The 23,756-nt window shown below is 54.6% G+C and carries 24 protein-coding genes; 12 read left to right on the plus strand and 12 right to left on the minus strand.

The features are described 5' to 3' along the window. Positions 1-50 precede the first annotated feature (50 nt). A complete protein-coding gene (locus MKY64_RS05110) occupies positions 51-701 on the plus strand; it encodes a class II aldolase/adducin family protein (protein ID WP_036731751.1) in 651 nt (216 codons plus the stop codon). Positions 702-724: 23 nt separating this feature from the next. Next, positions 725-1,165, plus strand: a complete 441-nt coding sequence (gene fucU, locus MKY64_RS05115; protein WP_340951368.1) for an L-fucose mutarotase — start codon at positions 725-727, stop codon at positions 1,163-1,165. Positions 1,166-1,503: 338 nt separating this feature from the next. On the opposite strand, the gene MKY64_RS05120 is transcribed toward fucU, so the two are convergent. The 7 genes from MKY64_RS05120 to MKY64_RS05150 form a co-directional block, all read right to left on the minus strand. After that, entirely contained in the window at positions 1,504-2,346 is an 843-nt protein-coding gene (locus MKY64_RS05120; RefSeq protein WP_340951369.1) for a sugar phosphate isomerase/epimerase family protein, read from the minus strand. Between the two features lie 273 nt (positions 2,347-2,619). After that, positions 2,620-3,333 (minus strand): rhamnogalacturonan acetylesterase, encoded by a 714-nt coding sequence (locus MKY64_RS05125; RefSeq protein ID WP_340951371.1) that lies wholly within the window; start codon positions 3,331-3,333, stop codon positions 2,620-2,622. A gap of 17 nt (positions 3,334-3,350) precedes the next feature. Further along, on the minus strand, positions 3,351-4,772 hold the full coding sequence (gene uxaC, locus MKY64_RS05130) for a glucuronate isomerase (RefSeq protein WP_036731756.1): 1,422 nt from the start codon (positions 4,770-4,772) through the stop codon (positions 3,351-3,353). Between the two features lie 36 nt (positions 4,773-4,808). Beyond that, positions 4,809-6,296 (minus strand): UxaA family hydrolase, encoded by a 1,488-nt coding sequence (locus MKY64_RS05135; protein ID WP_036731758.1) that lies wholly within the window; start codon positions 6,294-6,296, stop codon positions 4,809-4,811. A 63-nt stretch (positions 6,297-6,359) separates the two neighbouring features. Beyond that, the gene (locus MKY64_RS05140; protein WP_340951375.1) at positions 6,360-7,781 is read right to left on the minus strand and encodes a tagaturonate reductase; all 1,422 of its coding nucleotides are present in this window, start codon (positions 7,779-7,781) and stop codon (positions 6,360-6,362) included. 136 nt (positions 7,782-7,917) lie between these two features. Next, positions 7,918-8,913: a LacI family DNA-binding transcriptional regulator gene (locus MKY64_RS05145; RefSeq protein ID WP_036731763.1), complete on the minus strand. Its 996-nt coding sequence runs from the start codon at positions 8,911-8,913 to the stop codon at positions 7,918-7,920. A gap of 214 nt (positions 8,914-9,127) precedes the next feature. Then, positions 9,128-9,346 (minus strand): hypothetical protein, encoded by a 219-nt coding sequence (locus MKY64_RS05150; RefSeq protein ID WP_081751390.1) that lies wholly within the window; start codon positions 9,344-9,346, stop codon positions 9,128-9,130. 200 nt (positions 9,347-9,546) lie between these two features. Between MKY64_RS05150 and MKY64_RS05155 the strand changes: the two genes are divergently transcribed. Further along, positions 9,547-10,656: a hypothetical protein gene (locus MKY64_RS05155; RefSeq protein WP_036731769.1), complete on the plus strand. Its 1,110-nt coding sequence runs from the start codon at positions 9,547-9,549 to the stop codon at positions 10,654-10,656. A 120-nt stretch (positions 10,657-10,776) separates the two neighbouring features. Here MKY64_RS05155 and MKY64_RS05160 read toward each other — a convergent pair whose 3' ends face one another. The 3 genes from MKY64_RS05160 to MKY64_RS05170 form a co-directional block, all read right to left on the minus strand. Continuing rightward, on the minus strand, positions 10,777-11,679 hold the full coding sequence (locus tag MKY64_RS05160; RefSeq protein ID WP_036731772.1) for a manganese catalase family protein: 903 nt from the start codon (positions 11,677-11,679) through the stop codon (positions 10,777-10,779). Between the two features lie 74 nt (positions 11,680-11,753). Continuing rightward, positions 11,754-13,115, minus strand: a complete 1,362-nt coding sequence (locus MKY64_RS05165; protein ID WP_340951380.1) for a metallophosphoesterase — start codon at positions 13,113-13,115, stop codon at positions 11,754-11,756. Between the two features lie 93 nt (positions 13,116-13,208). Next, positions 13,209-13,763: a hypothetical protein gene (locus tag MKY64_RS05170; protein ID WP_339249637.1), complete on the minus strand. Its 555-nt coding sequence runs from the start codon at positions 13,761-13,763 to the stop codon at positions 13,209-13,211. Positions 13,764-13,922: 159 nt separating this feature from the next. On the opposite strand from MKY64_RS05170, the gene MKY64_RS05175 reads away from it, so the two are divergent. The 4 genes from MKY64_RS05175 (at position 13,923) to MKY64_RS05190 (ending at position 16,498) form a co-directional block, all read left to right on the plus strand. Continuing rightward, a complete protein-coding gene (locus MKY64_RS05175; RefSeq protein ID WP_340951381.1) occupies positions 13,923-14,498 on the plus strand; it encodes a TetR/AcrR family transcriptional regulator in 576 nt (191 codons plus the stop codon). A 158-nt stretch (positions 14,499-14,656) separates the two neighbouring features. Then, complete coding sequence (rnhA, locus tag MKY64_RS05180) at positions 14,657-15,322, plus strand: ribonuclease H (RefSeq protein ID WP_339249633.1); 666 nt, start codon at positions 14,657-14,659, stop codon at positions 15,320-15,322. A 71-nt stretch (positions 15,323-15,393) separates the two neighbouring features. Beyond that, positions 15,394-16,062, plus strand: coding sequence for a uracil-DNA glycosylase (ung, locus tag MKY64_RS05185; protein WP_036731786.1), 669 nt, complete (start codon positions 15,394-15,396; stop codon positions 16,060-16,062). A gap of 31 nt (positions 16,063-16,093) precedes the next feature. Further along, on the plus strand, positions 16,094-16,498 hold the full coding sequence (locus tag MKY64_RS05190; RefSeq protein WP_036731789.1) for a hypothetical protein: 405 nt from the start codon (positions 16,094-16,096) through the stop codon (positions 16,496-16,498). Between the two features lie 164 nt (positions 16,499-16,662). Here the strand turns inward: MKY64_RS05190 and MKY64_RS05195 are convergent, their stop codons facing one another. Next, complete coding sequence (locus tag MKY64_RS05195; protein ID WP_051478588.1) at positions 16,663-17,799, minus strand: AI-2E family transporter; 1,137 nt, start codon at positions 17,797-17,799, stop codon at positions 16,663-16,665. 184 nt (positions 17,800-17,983) lie between these two features. Here MKY64_RS05195 and MKY64_RS05200 point away from each other — a divergent pair, with 184 nt between their 5' ends. Further along, on the plus strand, positions 17,984-18,451 hold the full coding sequence (locus MKY64_RS05200; protein ID WP_036731792.1) for a general stress protein: 468 nt from the start codon (positions 17,984-17,986) through the stop codon (positions 18,449-18,451). A 26-nt stretch (positions 18,452-18,477) separates the two neighbouring features. On the opposite strand, the gene MKY64_RS05205 is transcribed toward MKY64_RS05200, so the two are convergent. After that, on the minus strand, positions 18,478-18,795 hold the full coding sequence (locus MKY64_RS05205; protein ID WP_036731795.1) for a hypothetical protein: 318 nt from the start codon (positions 18,793-18,795) through the stop codon (positions 18,478-18,480). Between the two features lie 395 nt (positions 18,796-19,190). On the opposite strand from MKY64_RS05205, the gene MKY64_RS05210 reads away from it, so the two are divergent. The 4 genes from MKY64_RS05210 to MKY64_RS05225 all read left to right on the plus strand — a co-directional run bounded on the left by MKY64_RS05210 (position 19,191) and on the right by MKY64_RS05225 (position 23,574). Then, positions 19,191-19,952, plus strand: a complete 762-nt coding sequence (locus MKY64_RS05210) for a DeoR/GlpR family DNA-binding transcription regulator (protein ID WP_036731798.1) — start codon at positions 19,191-19,193, stop codon at positions 19,950-19,952. Between the two features lie 38 nt (positions 19,953-19,990). Continuing rightward, entirely contained in the window at positions 19,991-20,902 is a 912-nt protein-coding gene (gene pfkB / locus MKY64_RS05215) for a 1-phosphofructokinase (RefSeq protein WP_340958021.1), read from the plus strand. Between the two features lie 46 nt (positions 20,903-20,948). Next, positions 20,949-22,898, plus strand: a complete 1,950-nt coding sequence (locus MKY64_RS05220; protein ID WP_340951385.1) for a PTS fructose transporter subunit IIABC — start codon at positions 20,949-20,951, stop codon at positions 22,896-22,898. 175 nt (positions 22,899-23,073) lie between these two features. Continuing rightward, entirely contained in the window at positions 23,074-23,574 is a 501-nt protein-coding gene (locus MKY64_RS05225; protein WP_036731809.1) for a Crp/Fnr family transcriptional regulator, read from the plus strand. Positions 23,575-23,756 lie beyond the last annotated feature (182 nt).

Genomic DNA, 23,756 nt, shown 5'->3' on the forward strand with positions numbered 1-23,756 from the left:
GCTTCAACCAGCAATCAAGCAGCAATTAAGCAGCAATCAAGGAGGCAATTATGAATAATCATGAAGAAGAACTACGGCGCCTAATCTGCGATATCGGCCGGAATCTGTTCAACAAGGATTTCATCGCGGCCAATGACGGCAATATCTCCGCCCGCCTGTCGGCCACTGAGGTCATTACTTCGCCCACGGGAGTCAGCAAGGGCTATCTCCAGCCGCATATGCTGGTCAAAGTCAATCTGCAGGGTGAGATCCTGGATGCAGCGGAGGGCTATCGGCCGTCCACGGAAGTGAAAATGCACCTGAAGATCTACAATGAGCTGCCGGAGATGGGCGGGGTGGTTCATGCGCATCCGCCGTATGCTACCGCTTTTGCCATCAAGGGGGAAGCGCTGGACAAAATGATGATGCCGGAATCCGTCATTGCCATGGGAGACATTCCACTGGCGGTATACGGGACGCCTTCGACCGAAGAGATCCCGGATTCGCTGACTCCCTTCCTGGGCAAGAAGACCGCTGTGCTGCTGGAGAGCCACGGGGCCCTGACCTGGGGCAAGGATGTAATGGCTGCTTATATGAACATGGAGCGGCTTGAGTACACGGCGAAGCTGACCTTCCTGACCCGCATGATCGGGGGAGAGCGTGAGCTGCCGCCGCACCGGATTGAGGAGCTGGTGGCGCTGAGATCATTTTACGGGATGTAATGAAGCCGAGAGGAGATAGGAATATGCTCAAAAAAATACCCAAACTGCTCTCCCCCGAGCTCGTCCGCACCCTGATGGAGATGGGCCACGGGGATGAGCTGGTGCTGGCAGACGCCAATTATCCGGGACATGCGCTGCATTCCCGGGTGCTGCGGGCTGACGGAATCGGTATCCCCCGGCTGCTTGACGCCATCCTGGAGCTGCTACCGCTGGATCATTATGCTCCGGCTCAGGCGGCCTTCATGGCTGTAGTGGAGGGAGACCCCACAGTCCCTGTGATATGGGACACGTACAAGGAGATTCTCACCCGGCATGATCCTGCGGTGCAGGTGGAGTATGAAGAGCGTTTCGACTTCTATGACCGCTCCAAGCACGGCTACGCCATTCTAATTACAGGGGAAGAGGCACTCTACGGGAACATTATACTCAAAAAAGGTGTGATTTCCCCCGAGGCCGGGGAATAGCGGCACCAAGCAACGGACCGCCCGGTTAACTATGGGCGGTCTTATTGCTATTCATAAAGTGCTCCGTTTACGGGAGCACTCGTTTAGTGGACCGCTCACTTAGAGCAAATACCCTCAAATGTTGCAAGTTATGCAACCTGGCTACCCCGAAATAGGGGCCTGCCAGAGGATTGTTGCAGGAAATGCAGGAATGTGCAGGCCAAGATGCTTAGTTAGAGGAGGAATCCTGCCTTTTGTACAACAATTTTAGTTATGAGTGTATATGTTGGGGGAGAAGCTGCAGTTTGTGCAAGATTACCCTCATCAAGCGCCCAACATCCATCCGCAGAGCACTTTTGTTAAACCTCGTTATACATGTTCCGCAGGAATTGCGCGCTGGCCTGGAGATGTTCCTCAGGAGTACTCTCCAGCAGGCCCTGGATATTCGGGCGCTTATATTTCATGTAGCGGAGCAGCGGGGCGAAGTTCAGCATCCCTTGTCCGGCAGGAACGATGTAGATGGCGCCGTTCTTAACTGTGAAATCCTTCAGATGCAAAACCGCGATCCGGTTGCCGAGCAGCTCCAGCGCTTCTGCCACAATCTGCTCCTGCTGAAGATAATTGTCCGGGGTCATCAGATTCGCAGCATCCAGTATAATTTGCAGGTTATTAGACGGTACAGTATCCAGCAGACGCCGGGCTAACTGGGCCGTGTAGAGCGGGTGGTTGACGCCTGCCTCGATGCCTACAGTTACTCCGAAGCGTTCGGCCTCAGCAACCATGGCACTGACGGAGTCAACCACTTGTTCAAAAGCCTCCTCCGTGAAGTTATCCGGTGTATACCCCTGACTTACACTGCCGGTCTCCGTACCGACCAGACTCGCGCCGAAGTCTCGGGCCAGCCGCAGATGAGTGTTGAAGTCGCTCAGCGCCTGCGCGCGCTTGGCAGGGTCAGCATCAATAATGTTCACATAACAGCCAAGGACAGCAATCTTGATACCTGCTTGTCTGAAGGCATCGCCATAGTACGCAGCAGCACCCGGACTTAGTGCGCCAAGCTCAGCCACACTCTCCGGAAAAGACTTATGCAGCGCTAACTGAATCGCCGGGAAGCCATGCTCCTTCAGCTTATCTATTAATTGCGGCAGCGGACAACGCTTGAAGTCATGGGCACGGACGCCCAGGTGAAATGGAACGGTCATAGGGTTAGACTCCTTTGTATTCAGATATAAGAGTTCGCATGGAGCGCCACTAAAAAGGCCGCCTATGTCCAAAAGTGGTCACAGGCGGCCCGATCATACTGTCTGAGGATTGAAGCAACATGTAAGGATGGCGAATAATGTGCGCTATGTTTGCAATGCTCCACAGGCTCATGCATAACCTAATCCAAACTACACACTTGTCTGCTTCCCACAGCTACACCCGCAGATACGGGTGCAGTAGTTTCAGCTTCGCGGACTGCGCTAGCGTTTCGGCTACCTCGCCTGCCGACCCCCAGCTATACCCGCACGCAGATACGGATGCAGCAGCTTCAGCTCCGCGCACTGTGCGAGCGCTTCGGCTACCAGCGCTGCGATCTGCTGCGCCCCGGAGCTGCAGAAATGCGTGTCATCGGTAATGCCGTCCGGGTAGTTGGGGCGTGCGCCCGGCGGCAGGTGCATGAACAGCCCGGCCGATGCTTCCACTCCCAGTCTGCGGTAGAGCTGCTGGGAGGCGGCAAAAATATCAAGCAGAGGTGTTCCGGTCTCCCCTGCAACCTCCCGCATAACCTGCGGATAGAGTCCGACAGCCTGCGGGTCTGGTTCCCCGTCCGTAGTGAAGCGGCGGCGGCTCACGGAAGTCAGCAGTACAGGGAAGCTGCCCCGGCTGCGGGCGGAATCAATGAATATCTTCAGATTCCGGCGGTATTCGGTATGCGGCTCCGTGTAACGGAGAGGGTCCTCCAGCTTCTGGTCATTATGGCCGAACTGGATCAGGAGAAAGTCTCCGGGGAGGAAATCCCGCTCCATGTCTGCCAGTCTGCCCTCTGCCAGGAAGGAGCGTGTGCTCCGTCCGTTGATGGCCCGGTTCTCAATCTGCACCTTCCGGCTGACATACTGCTGCAGGTACTCGCCCCATCCGGCCATTGGCCATTCCCCGCCGCCCTTCTGGGCGGCGGTAGAGTCTCCGGCGATATAGATAGTCGGCATCTTCAGCATGCCTCCATCTAGACGGTGACTCCGGCTTCGCTGCCGGCAGTCTGGAAGCCGAAATATCCGGCTGCGTTATTGTAGGAGATATCCCGGACCATAGCCCCCAGAACTTCTAGGTCATCCGGCGCTTCCCCGCGTTCGGCGAGTTCACCGAGCAGCCCGCACAGGACCCGGCGGAAATATTCATGCCGGGTATACGACAGGAAGCTGCGCGAATCGGTCAGCATGCCGACGAAGTTGCCGAGCAGGCTGTTCTCAGCCAGCAGGGTCAGCTGCTGGCGCATGCCGCTGCGCGTATCGTTGTACCACCAGCCGGAGCCAAGCTGGAGCTTGCCGGGGGTGTCCTTCTGGTAGCAGCCCAGCAGAGCCAGCAGGGCAGGGTAGTCGCCGGGATTCAGCGAGTAGAGGATCGTCTTCGGCAGGCCGCTGCCGCTCTCGGCCCGGTCAAGCAGCTGCGACAGCGCTGTGGTCAGCGGCAGATCGTTGATGCCGTCATAGCCGGTATCCGGTCCCAATCGCTGGAACATCGGCGTGTTATTGTTGCGGTAAGCATGCAGGTGAAGCTGCATGGTCCAGCCCTTGTCATGATAGAAACCGATCAGCGCGGTCAGCAGCTCTGTGCGGTAGCGGGTGATTTCCTCCGGTGACAGCACAGCACCCTGCATTCTTTTGGCGAATATAGCTTCAACGATCTCAGGCGCACCTGCTTCGTAACGCAGGATATCCAGCGCATGGTCCGACAGGCGGCAGCCCTGCTCGTGGAAGAAGGCAACCCGGTTACGCAGGGCATCCAGCAACCCGGCATAGCTCTTGACCGGCAGGCCGGAGGCCGACTCCAGCTTAAGGGTCCAGGCGGCGAAGCCTTCGGCATCGATGTTCAGCGCCTTGTCAGGACGGAAGGTCGGGAACACCTGGAAGGCGGTCTCACTCCCCTGCAGCAGCTTGTGATACTCCAGGGAATCTGCCGGATCATCGGTGGTGCAGATCACCTTGACACCGCTGCTGCGGATCAGGCCGCGCCGGGTGAAGCCCGGTTCAGCCAGCTTGCGGTTGACCTTCTCCCAGATGGCCGGCGCCGTGGCTTCATTCAGCAGCTCCTCTACACCGAAGAAACGGCGGAGCTCCAGATGCGTCCAGCTATACAGAGGGTTGCCTACTGCCTTAGGCAGTGTACGGGCCCAGGCCAGAAATTTATCATAATCAGAGGCGTCGCCGGTAATATGCGATTCAGGAACGCCGTTCGCACGCATCAGCCGCCATTTGTAATGATCGCCGTACAGCCAGGCTGCGGTCAGATTCTCAAAGGGCTGGTCCTCATAGATTTCGCGCGGGTCCAGATGGCAATGGTAATCGATAATGGGCATGGTTTTGGCGTGATTATGAAAGAGTAGCCGTGCTGTTTCGCCGGACAACATGAAGTCCTCGTTTAGGAACATGAGTAGGATCTCCCTTTGAATGGATTGGAATAAGTTCTACAAGGTAACGCCTGTTTTGAAAATAGCCAGCTCACGCACTTCATTCTGCTCGTTCCGTGTTTTTTGGCCGCTGGCGACATCAATGATATATGTGATGAATTCCTCCAGCACATCGGCCATCGGCGTTTCCAGCAGGGGGCCTGCGTTGAAGTCCATCCAGTGGCCTTTTTTGGCAAAAAGGTCGTTGTTCGTTGCTATCTTAACCGTAGGCACAAAGCTGCCGAAAGGCGTGCCGCGGCCGGTGGTGAACAGCACGAGCTGGCAGTCGGAAGCGGCAAGCGCAGACGCAGCGACCAGATCGTTGCCGGGAGCCTGTAAGAGGCTCAGCCCTTTTTTGCGCAGCTTCACGCCATACTGCAATACATCCACCACCGGCGACGAACCGGCCTTCTGGGTGCAGCCGAGCGATTTGTCCTCCAGTGTGCTGATGCCGCCGGCCTTGTTGCCCGGAGACGGATTCTCATAGACTGGCTCGCCGTAAGAGAGGAAATACTGCTTGAAGTTATTGATCAGCGAGACGATATCATCATAGACCTCCTTGCTCTCAGCGCGGGCCATCAGCACCTTCTCCGCACCGAACATTTCCGGCACCTCTGTCAGCACCGAGGTTCCGCCCTGAGAGATGATGAAGTCGGAGAATGCGCCCAGCAGCGGGTTGGCCGTAATGCCGGAGAATCCGTCCGAGCCACCGCATTTCAGCCCGATGTTCAGCTCACTGAGCGGAACCGGCTCACGAACGTCGTTCGCAGCGGCTTCATACAGCTCCTCCAGCAGCACAAGACCGGCTTCCAGCTCATTGCCTACCTCCTGGGCCACCAGGAACTTAACCCGGGACCCGTCATAATCGCCCAGCATGCTGCGGAACTCGGAGACGATATTGTTCTCGCAGCCAAGGCCGAAGACGAGTACACCGCCTGCATTGGGATGATTAACGGCATCGAGCAGAATGCTGCGGGTCATGCGGTGATCATCGCCCAGCTGGGAGCAGCCGTAAGGATGCTTCAGCACGGTCAGGTTGTCGAATCCGCCAAGATCGGGATGCTCGGCCTTGAACTCCTGAAGCATCTGCTCGGCAACGCCGTTCACACAGCCCACGGTCGGAATAATGAACAGATCATTACGGATGCCCACCTTGCCGTTACTCCGCCGGTACCCCTGGAAGGTCAAATCACGGCGCGGATAAATCACCGGATGGACATCAGGCACATACTCGTATTCTTCCTCCCCGGACAGATTGGTTTTGATGTTATGCGTATGAATCCAGTCGCCTGCGGCAATCGGAGCCGTGGCATGGCCGATCGGGGAACCGTATTTGGTAATGATGTCTCCGCTGCTGAAACCGGTCAGGGCAATCTTATGCCCCTGCGGAATCTCCTGGGCGGCCTGAAGCGTTAGTCCGTCTATCGTGAGTTCTTCTCCGGCAGCAATCGGCCGTAAGGCTACAGCTACCGTATCTCTCGGGTTCATTTTCATTAAGTTTTTCATGTTGGCCCTCCTAAAAGTTTGTAAGCTGCGCTTCTCTGAACTTCTTCGTGCAAACTCGCCGGTTCAGCCGACGAGTTCCTGTAATGCTGCGCGGGAATCTTCATGCTCCAGCTGATGCAAATGGGCGGCTATCGCATCAGCCAGTCCCGGCAGCAGGGTAAGATCCTGTCCCCACAGGCTGCTGTCGCCAAGAATGGTGTTCACGAAGCTGGCCGGCTGGCTCCAGGCCTGATCGAACACTGCCAGTACCTCTGCGCCGTCCTGCCGGCGAATACGGTCGCCCCGGTAGCTGAGCAGCAGGGCGGCGAAGGCGAGGGTCATCCGCTCCGGAAGCTGGCCGCGTTCCTGCTGGTAGCGAAGCAGAACCGGGAGCAGGCGGGCCTTGAATTTGGAAATGCTGTTGAGCGAGATGGAGGTCAGCTCATGGCGGATGAACGGATTGCGGAAGCGCTCCTGTACGGCATCGGCGTATGACAATAGCTGCCCGGCAGGCAGATCCAGCATAGGGATCAGCTCCTCTTCAATCAACTGCTTCACGAAGCGGGAGAAGGTACCGTCATTCATGACGTCTTCAACCGTCTCAAGACCGGCGAGCAGGCCCAGAGGGACCATAGCGGTATGCGGTCCGTTCAGCAGATGAACCTTGCGTTCGCGGTAAGGCGTCATATCCGGTGTCACCACGACATTCAGTCCGGCCTTAGCCAGCGGCAGGCGCTCTGTCAGAGACTCCGGTCCTTCAATGACCCAGAAGAGGAACGGCTCTGCGGTTACCATTACGTCATCAAGATAGCCGAGCTCAGCTTCGAGGGCGGCAGCCTGGTCACGCGGATAACCAGGGACAATCCGGTCCACCAGACTGCAGCAGAAGGTATTCTCGGACTTTAGCCATTGGAGGAATTCTGCACCAAGATTCCAGTCAGCCGCATAACGTTCTACGATCTCCAGTAATTTCTCGCCGTTGCGGTCAATCAGCTCGCAGGGGATAATGACGAAGCCTTTCTTGCCAAGCTCGAAGCGGCGGTGGAGCAGCGCAGTCAGCTTGCCCGGGAAGCTCTTAGGGGGGGCATCGTCTGCGCGGTCGCCTGGAAGATAGGCAATGCCGGCTTCGGTAGTATTGGAGGTGATGAACTCCAGATTATCATTCTCGGCGAGCGCGAGATAAGCTTCATAATCCATGTATGGGTTAATCACCCGGCTGACCGAGCTGATAATTTCGCGGGAATTGACGGTCTCGTTGTCCATGATGCCATTAAGCAGCACGGTGTAGAGGTTGTCTTGAGCGGCCATCAGGTCAGCTACGCCTCCGGTTCCCTGCGCAATGGGCTGAATGAGGACAGCGCTTCCGTTGAACAGACCCTGATTGTTCATTTGCTGCAGCTGCCAGTCTACGAACGCACGCATGAAGTTGCCTTCGCCGAACTGAATCATCCGTTCCGGATGGAGGGTTAGCCCCGGGTGAGTGCTTCTGGATAAACGGTTTGTCATAGTGGTCATGATCTCCTTTAAAATACAGTGATAAATTGCACACGTTAACATTTTATTTTAAGCAAGATACGGAATTCCTTCTCTTGTCCAGGAAGGCTCCGTATCTGCAGAAAATAGCGGGTAGGTTGAAATAGAGTTATACTTCTGCAACCGTATCCCTTACCACCAGCGAAGTCTTAACGAACAGCTGCTGCGGCGGGGTCTCCGGCTGCTGAAGCAGCTGGATCAGCATGGTAATGCCCAGCTCACTGATCTCGGCAATCGGCTTGCGGACCGTGGTTAGGGCAGGATTCGTATAGCGGGCGAACATCATATCATCGAAGCCGATCAGTGAGATCTGCTCCGGCACCTGCACCTTGTGGGCATAGCAGGCATTCATGGCGCCAATCGCCATATCATCATTGGAGCAGAACACAGCCGTAGGCCGGTCCTCCAGGCTAAGCAGCTTGCTCATCGCCGCATATCCGCTCTCGATGCTGTAATCTCCCGGGGCAAAATAATCAGGGTTCAGCGGAAGCCGGCCTGCAATCAGACTGTCCAGGAAGCCCTGCTTACGTTCGCTTGAGGACTTGAAGCCGGGCTTGCCTTCAATAATAGCCAGCTTGCGGTGACCCTGCTGCACAGCATAATCAATCGCTTCCTTGACGCCTTCGCGGTCATTGGCGACCACGTTCATGATGCCGGGGTCCTCCAACTGGCGGTTCAGCACCACTAGCGGAATGCCGGTCTTCTTCACATGATAGATGAAGGCATTGTCTTCATCGCTCTGGCTCATGACCAGAATGCCGTCGAAGCGCTGCGGCTGAATATTGCTGAAATGCTGCACACCGTCGATCCCGTTCACCGTCAGATTATAGTTCTCATCGAGAATGTGCGTAATGCCTTTGATGGCATCCACCAGGAAGCTTGAGGAAGTCCCCTGCTCAATACTGGAGAAGAACAGGCCGATGATGAACGATCTTTTGGTGACCAGGCTCTTGGCACTGTAATTGGGCACATAATTCATTTCGGCGGCAATCCGTTCAATCTTATCCCGGGTGGCCTTCTTGATCAGCGGGTTGCCGTTCAGCGCCCTCGATACAGTAGTATGGGACACACCGGCAACACGGGCAATATCTTTGATGGTAATCATAGGTTCTCCCCGGGTACATGGAATTGTTAACGATTTCAGTTTAGTTCTCCAGCAGCATCAAGTCAATAGTTTATTGGAATGCACACGTTAATATTTTGTGAATAGTCAACGCAAAAACAGACCCGGATCAGGGTCCAGGGTCTGCGTTTGAAGAGGGGAGGGAGGATCACAGGCGAGCGCTGTTTCTCCTTTGATGAAGAGACCCCGAAGCTTCTCAGGCATGGTTATGCTGAAATTTCGTAATATCGCGGGCGTAATGCGAGGTGGAGCCGTCGAATCTTTTCAGCCGGACATACTCATCAGAGAATTTGTCAACGACTCCGCTGCCTACCTGGGAGTACATTCCGTCAGGGTCAAGCTGGAGGGCGGATACGAAGGTCTGTGACAGTGCGGCTACGAAAAAATCAATGTTTTTAACAAGTGTCTGTGGCAAAAGTCCCAGTCCTTTCATCAAATAAGTTCATCGTCAGCGGAAAAAACTTAAATCTTATTGTACGACAGGCTGCCGGATTTGAACATAGGCTATACTTGGTGTATATATATCCAGCCGAAAGTTGACACAGGGATGTCCGGTTCGTATGGTATGCTCTCATTATAAGAGAATCCAATTACATCAGCAGGAGGAATTCAAGAATGGCCGAACCCCTGAAAGCAATGTACAACCAAGAATTCCTGCATAGCCTGGGAATGAAGATTAAAGCCGTCTACGGTTCGTTCGAGCTAGGCCGCTTCATGGCTGAGGCGATGAGGGAGCCGTGGGAGGAGCTGGAGCTGAAGGCACGGATGCGGAGGATTACAGAGACACTGGGCAGCTGCCTGCCCCCGGCCTATGAGGAAGCGCTGAAGATATTGTATGCGATAGATAAGGACTGTGTCGGCTTCCCGTATCTGATTTTCCCGGATTTCGTAGAGGTGTATGGTGGAGGTGAGGAGCACTGGGAGCTGTCGATGGAGGCGCTGGAGCGGTTCACCCCGAAGTCCTCGGCGGAATTTGCCGTCAGGCCGTTCCTGCTGCGTGACCCGCAGCGGATGATGGCTCAAATGCTGGTCTGGGCGGAGCATCCGGGGGAGCATGTGCGGCGGCTCGCCAGCGAGGGCAGCCGTCCCCGCCTGCCCTGGGGCCAGGCATTGCCGATGTTCAAGCGCGATCCGTCTCCGCTATTGCCGCTGCTGGAGAAGCTGAAGGCTGACCCGTCACTCTATGTGCGCAAAAGTGTAGCCAACAACCTGAACGATATCGCGAAGGATCACCCTGATATCGTGATAGCTACCGCCCGCCGCTGGCTGGGCAGTAATGTAAAGACGAACTGGATTGTGCGGCATGGCTGCCGCTCTCTGATCCGCAAGGCGGACCCTGAGATCATGGAGCTGTTCGGATATGCCCCGGAGGAGAGCGGTACCCCGCTGGTCAGCTTGGCTGTCCTAACGGCCGACCCGGCCGAGCTGCGGATTGGGGAGCACTGTGAGCTGCAATACACTCTGACAATCCGGGAGGGCGGTCCGGTGCGCATCCGCATTGAATACGGGATCAACTTCGTCAAGGCCGGCGGCAAGACCTCGCGCAAGCTGTTTCTGTTATCCGACAAAACCGTGCCCGGCGGCACCAGACTCTCCGGTACACGGACCCACCGCTGGGCCAACCTGACTACACGGAAGCACTATCCCGGAGAGCATACCCTTGTGCTGCTTGTGAATGGGCGGGCTGTTGCCGATACCTCACTGCTGCTTGAGCCGGAGTTATAAGGCAGAGATCTTAGAAGTATCCATACCCAAACAAAGCGGATGTTCCGGCAGCCAGTTCATGGCTTCCGGGACATCCGCTTCTCTATCGGTGCTATTATCCGCTAGGCTTGGCTCAAGCTGCTAGTCATGAATATTCCCGGCCATTTTCAGCCGTTTGGCAATCTCCTTGAATTCCTCGGCAGAGATGCCCGGTGCGAATTCTTCCTTCACTTCCGGGGCCTCGGGGATAGGGAAGCCTTCCGGTACGCCCTGAATGACCTCAAGCGGCAGCCCGTCCTCCGGGTGAGTCCCCTTCCAGATCTGGTCAATGGAGCTGAAATCCTTATCGCTCCAGGTGTACAGCTTCGTATGAACGCCTTTTTCCTCGTACTTTCTGGCTTCATTGAAAGCTTTGTTGTCCAAGGAAGGAATGGGCACCAGCTTGGTAACATTGACGCCTGTGGCAATCTCCAGCGCCTTGGCGTAAGCGACCACGTGAACACCTCCACGGACAAGCAGGAAGCCGACTACCGCCCGGGCTGCAGGGTGGTCGGTCATTTCGTAGACCTTCATTTTATGGGTTCTGGCCCCGCACTCCAGGAAGAAGTTATGAAGCAGGTCCTCCACCAGATTACCGCTGTTGAACACATTAGCTCCGGTCCATGGATTGCCCATCGAATCGAACGGCATGGCCCCCTGTGCGCCTGCCAGGAAATGATAAGACAGCCGTGCGTCTTTGACATCCGCAAGCGGTGTGGAATCCGGTTTCTTATAAGCCGTGGAACCTCTTAGACATTTGTTCACGGCGTGGGAGACCAGCTCAACATGGCCCAGCTCTTCGGCGGTAATGCTCATTACCAGGTCGTAGAAGGGCTTCAGCTTGTCCTTGGACCGGAAGTTGAAGGACTGGTACAAGTAGTTATTGAGTGTTGACATCTCACCGAATTTGCCTCCGAGCAGCTCTTGTACGGCTGCTGCAGCATTAGGATCTGGTTTCTCGACGTCCGGGATTTCAATCATAATCTCATCCATACGTGTGAACATGGTGATTATCATCTCCTCAGCAGTAGGTGTAAGCATACTTGTCTATTTTACACCTATTTCCAGTTTTTCAAACATCACCGCTGAGGAAGCTGGACATGCAGTTCATGATTGTTCTTCGGCTGCTGCGAGGCCATCTCCAGAACATAGCTTCTCGTTCCACTTGGCGGGGCGTCTTGCCAGAGCCGGTAGCCTTCTGTGGCGGTCACGGCTGCATTGTCCGTACTAGCAGAGCCTGCAAAGTAATTCTCGTTCAGCCTTCCCACAACGTCAGCCATTTGCTTCAGCGCAGCCTCCGTATAACGGGCGTAAGCGGGGTCTTCAGCCAGACGGTAATAACTCCGGGTGGCAGACCGCTTGCGGAAGTTGGCTTCACTGTAGGCTCTGAAGTCCAGCAGATTTGGATCGGTATTGCCGGAGGCTGCTGCCCATTGCTCCATCCCTAATCTTGCCGTGCTGTAATCCAGAGTCTGACGGGCGGAGGAATAGGTTAAGAGTCCGTATTGATGGGGAAAAACAGATAAAGCACTGCTGGCGATGTCATAGATACGCTCCCCGTCATGGCTATATTCACTGATGTCCTGAATGTGTATATGCCCGCTGAGAACCGTCCGTACACCACTCTGCATCAAGGCATCTGTAACCTTGGCATGGTCCTCTACAGTGAAGCCCTCCTGAATGAATTCACTGTGATTCAGCAGGCTGTGATGCATGACCGTCACGAGCTGCGCGCCTGCGGCAGCGGCCTTCGCGCCGCAGGCAGCGATCCATTCCAGGGTCCGGTCACTCACCCGGCCCTCCAGCTGGGGATGGCCCAGCGCTTTATTGTCTCCGTACTGTGCAGTATCCAGCATGAGCAGCCACAGCTCCTCCGAAGGGGCAGCCAGATAACTGAGCGAATCCTCGTCTCTCAGCAGGGCCTCATCATAACCGAAGCTGCCATAGATCTGGCGGAATGCCTTGGCGCTCACGGAATCTGTGACGTATTGGCGCTTATCGCGGAAGCTCCGGGCCCAGGGATTCCGGATATCATGATTGCCCGGGATCACATAGATCCGGGTTCCGGTGTCTTGCTCAATGCGCTTCAGATGTCCGGCCAGCTCCTTATGGCTGGCTTCTTCCCCGTTGTTGCTGAGATCCCCGCTGATAATCACCACATCCGGCTTGCGGATTCCGATATCATAGCCCAGCGCCTCCAGCATTTCCTTGCTGTAGCCGAGCTGCTTGCCGTCACCGGCAGCCAGAAACTGCTGGAAGGCAGGTCCGAGATCCCTTAGCTCCTGCGCTAAATAATGGGTGTCACTCGTTGTCAGAATCCTCAGATCATGGCCGGACTGAATCCGGTATTGCGGCTCCGGCTCCGCTACATCCTGTCCGCCGCAGGAGGAGAGCATCAGGAGCAGAAGGGGAAGGATAGCATACTTATGGATGAACTTCATTAGGCCAGCACCTCTTTTCGCGGGCAACAACAAGAAAAAGGGGTATTCTCCCCGGCCGCTTGCCCGAAGAGGAACACCCCGCACCCTGCCGCATTATTTTTTCACTTCGGTGACGCCGGTTACCTTACCCTGGTCTGCTGCGGAATAGGTAGCCTGATATTTGTCATCGGAGAAATAGACATTACCTTCAATGGTGGCATTCACGACGGCGAAGCCGTTAGCCTCTACATAGACATCACCCACAAAGGTCCCTCCCTGAATCCGGGCATTCTCGCTACGGATCGTTAATTTGGGCGCGGTGAGCTTGAAGGAATTCGTGATGTTGTGATCGGCATCCTGGGTATAGAGCGCGATTTTGCGGGCAGGCTCTTCCTTATGGATGAATTGTCCGTCGAGCACAAGCTCCTCGGAGAAGCTCAGGTCCTTCAGCGTAGCTGCAATCCAGGTGCCGTCTTTGCTGATCGCCTTCTTGAAGGCTTCCCCGTTATCGACTACCGAAGCTGAAGTGACTGCATCCGGTGCAGCAGTAGCCGCCGTATTGCCCGTGTTCGCTGCTGTGCCGGAGTTGCCTGCATCTTTGTTTGCGTTGCCGCATCCGATAAGCAGGGTCAGGGTGAATGCCGCAAGTATTACTGCGAACTTTCTCATTGTGTTAACCTCCTTGGGGTGTGTAATGCTGATGGTATTTTCCTTAAAATTAATATAGAATGATTGGTGCGGAATTGATGTGATTTAGTTAACACGGCTACAATAATATTTACCGATCGTTCTATAAATGGTAAAATAGACCGCGAAAGGAGCATGATCATGGCGCGAAGCAAAGAGTTTGACATTGATGATGTATTGCTCAAGGCAATGACGATTTTCTGGCAGCAGGGCTATGAGAAGACGTCCATGCAGGATCTTGTAGCCGGCATGGGAATTCACAAGCGAAGCATGTATGACACCTTTGGAGACAAGCATACCTTATATATAAAAGCGCTGGAGCGCTTTGCAGCCCTTCAAAGCTCCCGGCTGGAGAGCCGGATCGAGGGCATCACCTCTGCCAAGGCTGCTATCCGCCTCTTATTCGAAGCTACAGTTCACAGAAGTGAAGCGGAGCCGAAGGGCTGTATGCTGGTGAATACGGCAGTGGAGCTGTCGGCTCATGATCCGGAAGCTGCTGAGCGGGCCAATGAGGCTTTTTTGAATACCGAGAGATTAATGGAACAGCTGATCCTGCATGGACAGGAGACCGGAGAACTATCCTCCCGGCATCCGGCTCCGGCGCTTGCTGCTTATCTGCACAATGCCTTGGTTGGACTGCGGGTTATGGTCAAGGCAACGGGGGATGCGGGCAAGCTCCAGACCATTATTGATACTACGCTGGCTGTGCTGGACTGAGCTGCCGTATTAGTATGAACGCGCCTGCCGGTATTTATCCAAATAAGATATTCGGGCTGGCAGCAGGCGTGTGAGTGTGTTCAGGCTTCAATATGAACGCGGTATGCATTACAATAGGTTTCTGGATAAGGTTACACCGGCAGGAGGGAGCAATAGGAATGGCTAAGCAGAAATACTACGTTGTATGGGAAGGCAAGCAGCCCGGAGTCTACAATACATGGGCGGAATGCCAGGCGCAGACGGATCATTATACCGGAGCGAAATATAAGTCCTATGAGAGCAAGGCGGCGGCTGAGACAGCCTTCAAGGCAGGCTGGAAGGGCAACTGGGGAACCGGTGCGGCAGCTTCAGGGGCGTCCGGCACAAGCAAATCAGGCAAGTCCTGGAGCCGGAGTGCCGGCGTGGAGACATCTGAGGAGATTGATTATGACAGCATCTCCGTGGATGTAGGCACCCGGGGGAATCCCGGACCGGTCGAATACAAAGGCGTAGATACCCAGACCGGGGATGTGATTTTCTCCTGCGGTCCGATCCGCAAAGGGACTAATAACCTTGGAGAGTTCCTGGCGATTGTGCATGCGCTGGCTCATCTTAAGCAGGAAGGCAGCAGCAAGACGGTCTATAGTGATTCTGTCAATGCAATGAAATGGGTCAAGCAGAAAAAGGTGGCCACGACCTTGCCCCGGGATGCCTCTACAGAGGAGATCTGGCAGCTGATTGACCGGGCGGAGAGCTGGCTGCGCAGCCATACTTATGACAACAAGGTGCTGAAATGGCAGACGAAGTCATGGGGCGAGATCAAGGCGGACTATGGCCGCAAATAAGTTCCTGTTATTCTGGTTAATAACAGGTAATGAAACAATACTAATAGCAGGGTAATTGGGAGGAGAACCGAATGTTTGGCAACGATTGGGATGAAGTGCTGCAGGAAGAGACGCAGAAGCCTTACTTTGAGGAATTGCGCTATGCCCTGGCACGCGAGTATAAGCAGTATACAGTCTACCCCCCGAAGGACAAGCTGTTCTCGGCGCTGAAGCTGACGCCTTACAGCAAGACCCGGGTAGTGATTCTCGGACAGGACCCCTATCACGGCGCAGGACAGGCCCATGGCCTTAGCTTCTCGGTAGAGCCGGGTGTAAGGATTCCGCCGTCGCTGCGCAATATCTACGCTGAGCTGCACAGTGATCTCGGTATAGAGGTGCCGGGCCACGGATCGCTGCTGCACTGGGCGGAAGAGGGCGTGCTGATGCTCAATGCCGTCCTGACAGTACGCGAGGGCCAGCCGAATTCGCATAAGGGGCTGGGCTGGGAGACCTTCACGGATGCTATTATGGAGAAGCTGAACGAGCGTACAGAACCGATGGTGTTCATCCTGTGGGGCAGTCATGCCCAGCTCAAGGGCGCGGTAGTTGACCGCAGCAGGCATAAGGTGATCCAGTCTCCGCATCCGAGCCCGTTCTCTGCACACCGCGGATTTCTCGGCAGCCGCCCGTTCTCTCAGGCCAACCAGTATCTGGAGCAGCATGGGCTTAAGGGCATAGACTGGTCCATACCGAAGGTATAAGTAGTTCAGGCACAGGGAAGGGCGTGGAGCCATGAAGCATTGGGTTGGCAGACCGGTCATTATGTACTGCGGAGAGCAGCCATATACGATCATGAAAGGCGTTCTGCGCAGATGGGATCTTGCAGCTTCGGTAGCCGTCATTGGGCATCAGGAGATTGCCGTCCCTTTCCGTGATATTGTGTACATCAAAGCCCTGGCTCCCAAAGAGAGGGCTTTGCCCCCGGTTCTCCATTCGGTCGGATATATCATGAGAGAACGTCTGCAGTTTGATAATGCCGTCTATTTCAAATCAGCGGTTACGGTCTGGAAAGGGGACCAGCTGGTGGCATTCAATGCGACGATCATCGCACATACCAAAGGCTCCGTGACGCTGCATGGCGGGCAGAACCTGCCTAAGGGCAACCACACTTTCGTGGTCCGCTCGCTGCGGGGCTAAAGTCTGGATACATTCAAGCATGTACATTGAAAAGCCCTCCGGCGCGGAGATCATCAGCGCCGGAGGGCTTTTTATTAAAAGATAAGAATTTATATGTTTTGGAGCCCCCGCAAAGTACCTGAGTTATCCTCGAAGCTAAAGCCCCACTTTGTGGGGTTGTTTTACTATACCTTATCGTCCTTGACGATCTCAATCTCAATCCCCGGCGGAGCACTTGGCTCGGGTACGGGTTGATCCACCCGTTCAGCGATAATGATCTCGTATATGCGCAGGAAGATGATTTTGATAATCATATAGACCGGAAGCGCAATGAGGACGCCGATCAGTCCATAGAAGTCGCCCCCCACAAGTACAAGCAGCACTGTTGTCAACGGGTGAACATCCAGCGACTTGCCATAGATGACCGGTGACAGCACGTTATCCTGAATCTGCTGCGCGATCAGAATGACGACCGCTGACCAGATAGCCATAGAAGGCGATTCTATGAACCCCACGATAACAACCGGAACCGCCGCCAGCAGCGAGCCCACATAGGGAATGAAATTCAGCGGGATGGAGATCACGGCGAGCAGCAGAGAATAAGGCAGGCCGATCAGCAAAAATCCGATGTATAGCAAGATGCCCAGCACCACATTAAGCAGGACACGTGTAACGATGAAGCCGCTGAGTGCAGAGTCAATATCCTTGAACATCTCCTGGCCTTCCTTGCGGTACTTTCTCGGAATCAGGCCCTGAAGAATCGGTGACAGCTTGTGCCCGTCCTTCAGCATGTAATAGAGAATGATCGGCAGGGTAGCGATAACCACGACAATACTGGAGATCACTGTGATCAGATTGGACATCGAATTGGTCACCCAGTTAATGGCACTGTTCACATACTCCGTCAGGCGTGTGGTCACATCCGTGTCACCCTTGAAGAAGCGGGAGAACGACGGATCATTCTGGAGCTTGTTGAACTGATTCTGAATACCCTCGACCAGATAAGGCGTATTGTCAATGAAGTTCTGGATTTGCTCGCGCAGTGTAGGCCAGACCAGCACCCAGAATAAGACGAACAGTCCGGTAAACACAAGATAAATCAGCAGGACGGACAGCCCGCGGTTAACATTTTTGGTCCCCAGATAGTTGACAATCGGCCGCAGAAGATAATACATAAAGCCCGACAGCATCATGGGTACGAGCAGCAGTTGAATGATAGATACCAGCGGTGTGAACAGAAAAATGACCTTCGAGCCCAGGTACAGAATCGTCAAAAAGGCGATAATGGCCAGGCAGGTCCGAAAATACTTGCTTTGAAGCACAGCAGCCCCCCCTATCTCTTAAGTTATGTTTATGTATACGTATCTTTATAACCCAATTAGAAGAGATTGATTCAGACCTGACCGGGAGCCGCCGCCACATGCGGGATTCAAGCCACAGGCAGAGTGGTAATATCGCAGTAGCAGAGTGGTAATATTGCAGTAGCTGTAAGAGGAGGGATGCCGCATGCCAACATTGGTATTGGGGATTTTTGGACACCGGAGTGATGCGGTGCTGGCGATCGAAGAATTGAAGAAGAATGGGATCAAGGCGAAGCATATCTCTGCTGTCACGAAGCAGAAGAACACGCTGGAGATCATCAGCAAGGATGCCGCGATTGGAGATGTGGAGACGGGGCAGGGGAATAATGGCTTGTACGGTACAGCCCGCGGGCTTGGGGTAGGCCTGGATATGGTCGCGGATTCTGCGGTCGCAGCAGGTCCGGCAGCCCGCAAGCTCGCGGGGGCGGATCTGGAGACAGACGGCCTAGCGGTCAGCCTGATCGGAATGGGGATTCCGCAAGATGACGCGGAGGCGTATGCGGAGCATGCTGATCTGGAGCATATTATTGTCATTGTCCTTCTGCCCGAAGAGGAGCTGAGGGAGAAGGTGCAGGTCATATTTGCGAAGCATGAGGTCATACCTTTGAAGTAAGCGATGGGTTCGGAAAATATAAGGGATCAACGCAGCCGGCGGGACTTTCGTCTGGCTGCTTTTTTTTTGCGGTTCTGTACGAACAGCACCGGGTCGATGCCGGCACCTACCTGTCCGCCTGTTTCCTTGGTCACCTGCTTGGCTTTTACCAGAGAGAAAAAAGCAAACAGTTCCCCGAGTACGCCGAAGCCTGCGGCAATAATCGCATAATCCTCTGCACTGAGCTCCTCGGTTTCTACTGGGCCGTCACTGCCGCCCCCTCCGTGGCCGTTAATGCCGCTGCTACTGCCATTACCGCCGTTACCGCCTGCGCTGCCATATCCGTTGTTATTGTAATAGGCCATCTCCTGTTCACCCGCTTTTCCCCATATGTAATATAAATATGTCGCTCGCTGCCATTGTGAAATGGGCAATCGGGAGGTAATTTACCGCACCGGATGATATAGTTACAAGGCTGAAATGAGCATAAATGAGCAGAGCATACGCCAATTCTTACAGCAATAGTGTATCCGGCTGGAAAGTTAGGGTTAAACTCATGATTTTATGGCCAAAAATAAGCAGAGAAAGCCTCTTTACAGTTCATGAAAACGCTGTTACAATCATAAATGAGCACAAATGATCAACATCAGTCACAAGCGATTTGAATCCAGTCATCTTATCATCTTATCTTTCAATTCAGTAGTTACGTATATATAGGAATCCGGCAGCGGGTAGCTGCACATCCTAAGGAGTGAGCTGCATGTTTGAAGAAGAACGCAAACGGATGATTCTGCTGTTTGTCGAGAAGCATACAAGAGCTTCGGTTCAGGAGCTGGGCCAGGAGCTGTCCGTCTCTGAATCCACCATCCGCAGGGACCTCAAGGAGCTGGAAGAGGCGCGGCTGCTGAAGCGTACGCATGGCGGGGCGGTGTCCCTGCAGAGTGTGAACTTTGAAGCGGCGGTTCCTGACAAGGAAGACCGGTTCCTGGAAGAGAAGCTGCGGATTGCCGGGAAGGCTGTGGAGATGATTGAAGACGGTGATGCCATTCTCCTTGACGGAGGTACCACCACACTGCAGATTGCCCGGGCGCTGAAATCGTTCCGCAATCTCAAGGTCATTACCAACTCAATCATGGCGCTGAACGAGCTGAAGGACTGCCGCCATATTGAGGTGTCTATTACAGGCGGGATGCTAAGGCCGGACACCATGGCTTTTGTCGGACCGATGACCGAACGCTCGCTGGATATGGTTCGGGTAGATAAGGCCTTCCTCGGCACCAACGGGCTGGATATCCGCGAAGGGATTACGACGCCGAATATGCTGGAAGCGGCCACCAAGCGCAAAATGATCGCTGTAGCGAAGCAGACGATCCTGCTGGCCGACCACAGCAAGATCGGGCAGATCTCCTTCTGTAAGGTCGCAGATCTGCAGGAGATGGACCACTGCATTCTGGATACGGGGATACCGGATAGCTTCCGGAGGCAGCTTGAGAAGCTGGATGTGGATTATACACTGGTGTGATGGATGGGAAGACAAACATTATAAATGAGGGATGAATGATGATCTATACGGTGACACTCAATCCTTCCGTCGATTATATCGTGGAGGTAGAAGAGCTAAGACTAGGCGGTCTCAACCGGATGAAGCGGGATATGAAGCTGCCCGGCGGGAAGGGAATTAACGTATCGCGTGTTCTGAAGCAGCTCGGCGTGGAGAATACGGCCACCGGATTTCTTGGCGGCTTCACCGGCGGCTACATTGACACCTGGCTGGGCCAGGAAGGGATATCCGGCGACTTCGTTCATATTGCGGACGATACCCGGATCAATATTAAGCTTAAAGCAGGCCAGGAGACGGAGATTAACGGGGCCGGTCCTGTCATTACGGAGACCGAGACGGCTTCGCTGCTGCACAAGCTGGAAGCCCTGAAGCCGGGTGACATAGTGATTCTGTCAGGCAGCACGCCACCTTCGCTGGGCGGAGATTTCTACAGCAAACTGATTGCAGTATGCAGGCAGAAGGGCGCGGAGTTCGTTATTGATACGACCGGGCAGGCCTTGCAGGACGCCTTATCCCAGGGACCGCTGCTGGTCAAGCCGAATCACCATGAGCTGGCAGAGCTGTTCGGAGTTCAGATCAGCACCCGGGAGGAGATTATCACTTACGGACGCAGGCTGCTTACGGGCGGCGCCAAGCATGTACTGGTCTCCATGGCTGGCGAAGGCGCATTGTTCATTACGGGGCAAGAAGTCTTCCACGCCAGCGCTCCTAAGGGCCAGGTTAGGAATTCAGTAGGTGCGGGAGATTCGATGATTGCCGGATTCGTGGGCACCTTGTCGCTGACAGGGAATGTGCTGGAAGCATTCCGTGCAGGTGTGGCATCAGGAAGTGCCACAGCGTTCTCCGATGATCTGGCAGACCGGGCATTAATTGAAGAGCTTCGTCCGCTTATTGCCATATCTCAGCTATGAATAACAGAGGTTAACAGGTTCAAGTACATTCGGGGAGTTGAGAATTATGAAAATTACAGATTTGATGATACAGGAAACGATGATTATGGAGCTGCAGGCTACCACGAAGGAAGGAGCCATTGACGAGCTGATTGCCAGGCTCGCGGCCAGCGGACGCATCACGGATGCGAAGCTGTTCAAGGAGAAGATTCTGGAGCGTGAAGCCCAGTCCAGCACAGGCATCGGCGGAGGCATTGCCATGCCTCATGCCAAGACCAAGGCTGTCAAGGAGGCAACAGTAGTATTTGCGAAGAGCAGCGCCGGAATTGATTTTGCCTCCCTGGATGAAGCGCCGGCTCACCTATTCTTCATGATCGCCGCGCCGGACGGAGCTGGAAATATGCACCTGCGGACACTCGCTGCACTGTCCAGGTTGCTCATTGAAAGCGAATTCATCGAACAACTCATGAGTGCCAAGACCCCTGCCGAGGTGTCCTCCTTATTCGATGCCAAGCAAGCGGAGGCTGAAGCCCAGGCGGAAGCGGAAGCCACAGCAGCGGCAGTGAAGGCTGCTCCTAAGGCAGCTGCGCCGCAAGCTGAACCTGCACGGATGATTACCGGGAACCCCGATTCACAGAGCTTCGTTGTTGCTGTGACAGCGTGTCCTACAGGAATCGCCCATACCTATATGGCAGAGGATGCCCTCAAGAAGAAGGCCAAGGAGATGGGTGTCAATATCCGTGTCGAAACGAACGGCTCAGAGGGTGCGCAGAATGTGCTGACCGCAGACGAGATCGCCCGGGCCAGCGGGGTCATTGTTGCCGCCGACAAGAACGTGGAGATGGAGCGCTTCAGCGGCAAGCCTGTGCTTCAGCGACCGGTTAGCGACGGTATCCGCAAGTCAGAGGAGCTGATCCGGATCGCAGTTGCAGGAGATGCGCCTATCTACCGCGGCTCTGGACGCAATGAAGAAGGCTCAGCACCTGTGAAGTCCGGTTCTATTGGAAGCAAAATCTACAAAGACCTGATGAACGGCATCTCGCATATGCTGCCGTTCGTAGTAGGCGGAGGCATTCTGCTGGCGATCTCCTTCCTGATTGAACAGGTGGCCAGTCCCGACAATGCGCTGGTCAAGCTGCTGCAGAGCATCGGCGGCGGTGACGGAGCCTTCCACTTCCTGATTCCGATCCTTGCCGGATTTATCGCGATGAGCATCGGTGACCGGCCTGCGCTGATGCCGGGTATGGTTGGCGGTCTGATGGCCCTTAACTCCAATTCAGGCTTCCTCGGCGGTCTGGCTGCCGGGTTCCTGGCTGGTTATGTAGTGGTAATGCTCCGCAAAGTCTTCTCCGGCCTGCCGCGCACACTGGACGGTCTGAAGCCGATTCTGCTCTATCCCGTATTCAGCTTGCTAATTACCGGCGCGGTTATGTTCTTCCTGTTCGATCCGTTATTCAGCTGGATTAACGGAGGACTGACCGATGCGCTTAACAATCTGGGTACCGGCAACAAAATTCTGCTTGGCTTGGTGCTTGGCGGGATGATGGCCATTGATATGGGCGGTCCATTCAACAAGGCAGCCTACACCTTTGCCATCGGCGTGTTTACGTCCAGCGGCAATACAAACGGAATGATGATGGCCGCAGTAATGGCCGGAGGGATGGTGCCTCCGCTGGCGATTGCCCTGGCAACCTCGTTCTTCAAGAATAAATTCACGGAGACTGAACGCAAATCCGGTGTAACCAACTATGTGCTGGGCTTGTCGTTTATCACCGAAGGAGCCATTCCGTTCGCTGCGGCTGATCCGCTGCGGGTGCTCACCTCCTGTATTCTGGGCTCTGCTGTAGCCGGCGGACTTACACAGCTGTGGAACCTCAACGTTCCCGCACCGCATGGCGGTGTGTTCGTAGCCTTCCTTTCTAACAATGCGGCATTGTTCCTGCTGGCTGTGCTGATCGGCTCCGTGATTTCCGGGCTGACACTCGGACTGTGGAAGAAGCCGATAGAAGCGAAATAACGTATTTTGCCTATACCTGAAACCGCCTGGGAGTAGAGACCATTCTCTACCCCAGGCGGTTTCTTTACCGTTGAACTCTTGGAAAATGGCTGTTTTACGCTTGCCCCTCCATTTTAGTGTCTTATTTCGGTATAATTAAAAATATATATACAGAGAACGCAAAGGAGAATGCGAAATGATTCTGCACAGAGGTGAGGTCTTATTCCGCCAGGGAGACGGCGGCCAGAACCTGTTCAAGGTGAAGAGCGGACTGTTCAAGGTCACGAGACTGCATGAGAACGGGAACATGGTATTGTTCAACCTGTTATATCCGGGTGAGACCGTTCCGCATCATTCCCTCATTTCGCCGAAGGAGGCGCATGGAACCGCAGTGGCAATGATGAAGAGTGAGGTTGAGCTGATTCCGGCTGCAGAATGGTACCGGGAGCTGAGGGAGAAGCCTGAGAAGGTGATGGAGATCGCCCTGTTGCTTCAGGAGAAGGTGCGGTTCATGCAGACAAGGCTCGATCATCTCACCGTTGGAACGCCGGGGGAGCGGATGGCCCTGCTGACCCGCTGGCTGACCGAATATTCTCATGGCGCACAGCTCACAGATCTGCTGACACAGGAAGAGATCGGACAATTGATCGGCGTCCGCCGCGAGACCGTCAACCGTCTGCTGCGGAATCCGGGCTGATTGCTTATTTTTTAATGGAAACTGTTTAGAGTGGCCCTTCCGCGTGGTATAATCTATTCAGAACATATCAAATTAAAGAAAGGATCAGGATACCATGTGTCCCCGAAGGACGATTCCCCAAAGGACGATTTGGAAACGTTATGATCTGTCTTATACTTAGCTTCCCTGTAGAGTGTGCGCGA

Source organism: Paenibacillus sp. FSL R7-0210 (genome assembly GCF_038009085.1).
GTDB lineage: Bacteria > Bacillota > Bacilli > Paenibacillales > Paenibacillaceae > Paenibacillus_AQ > Paenibacillus_AQ silagei.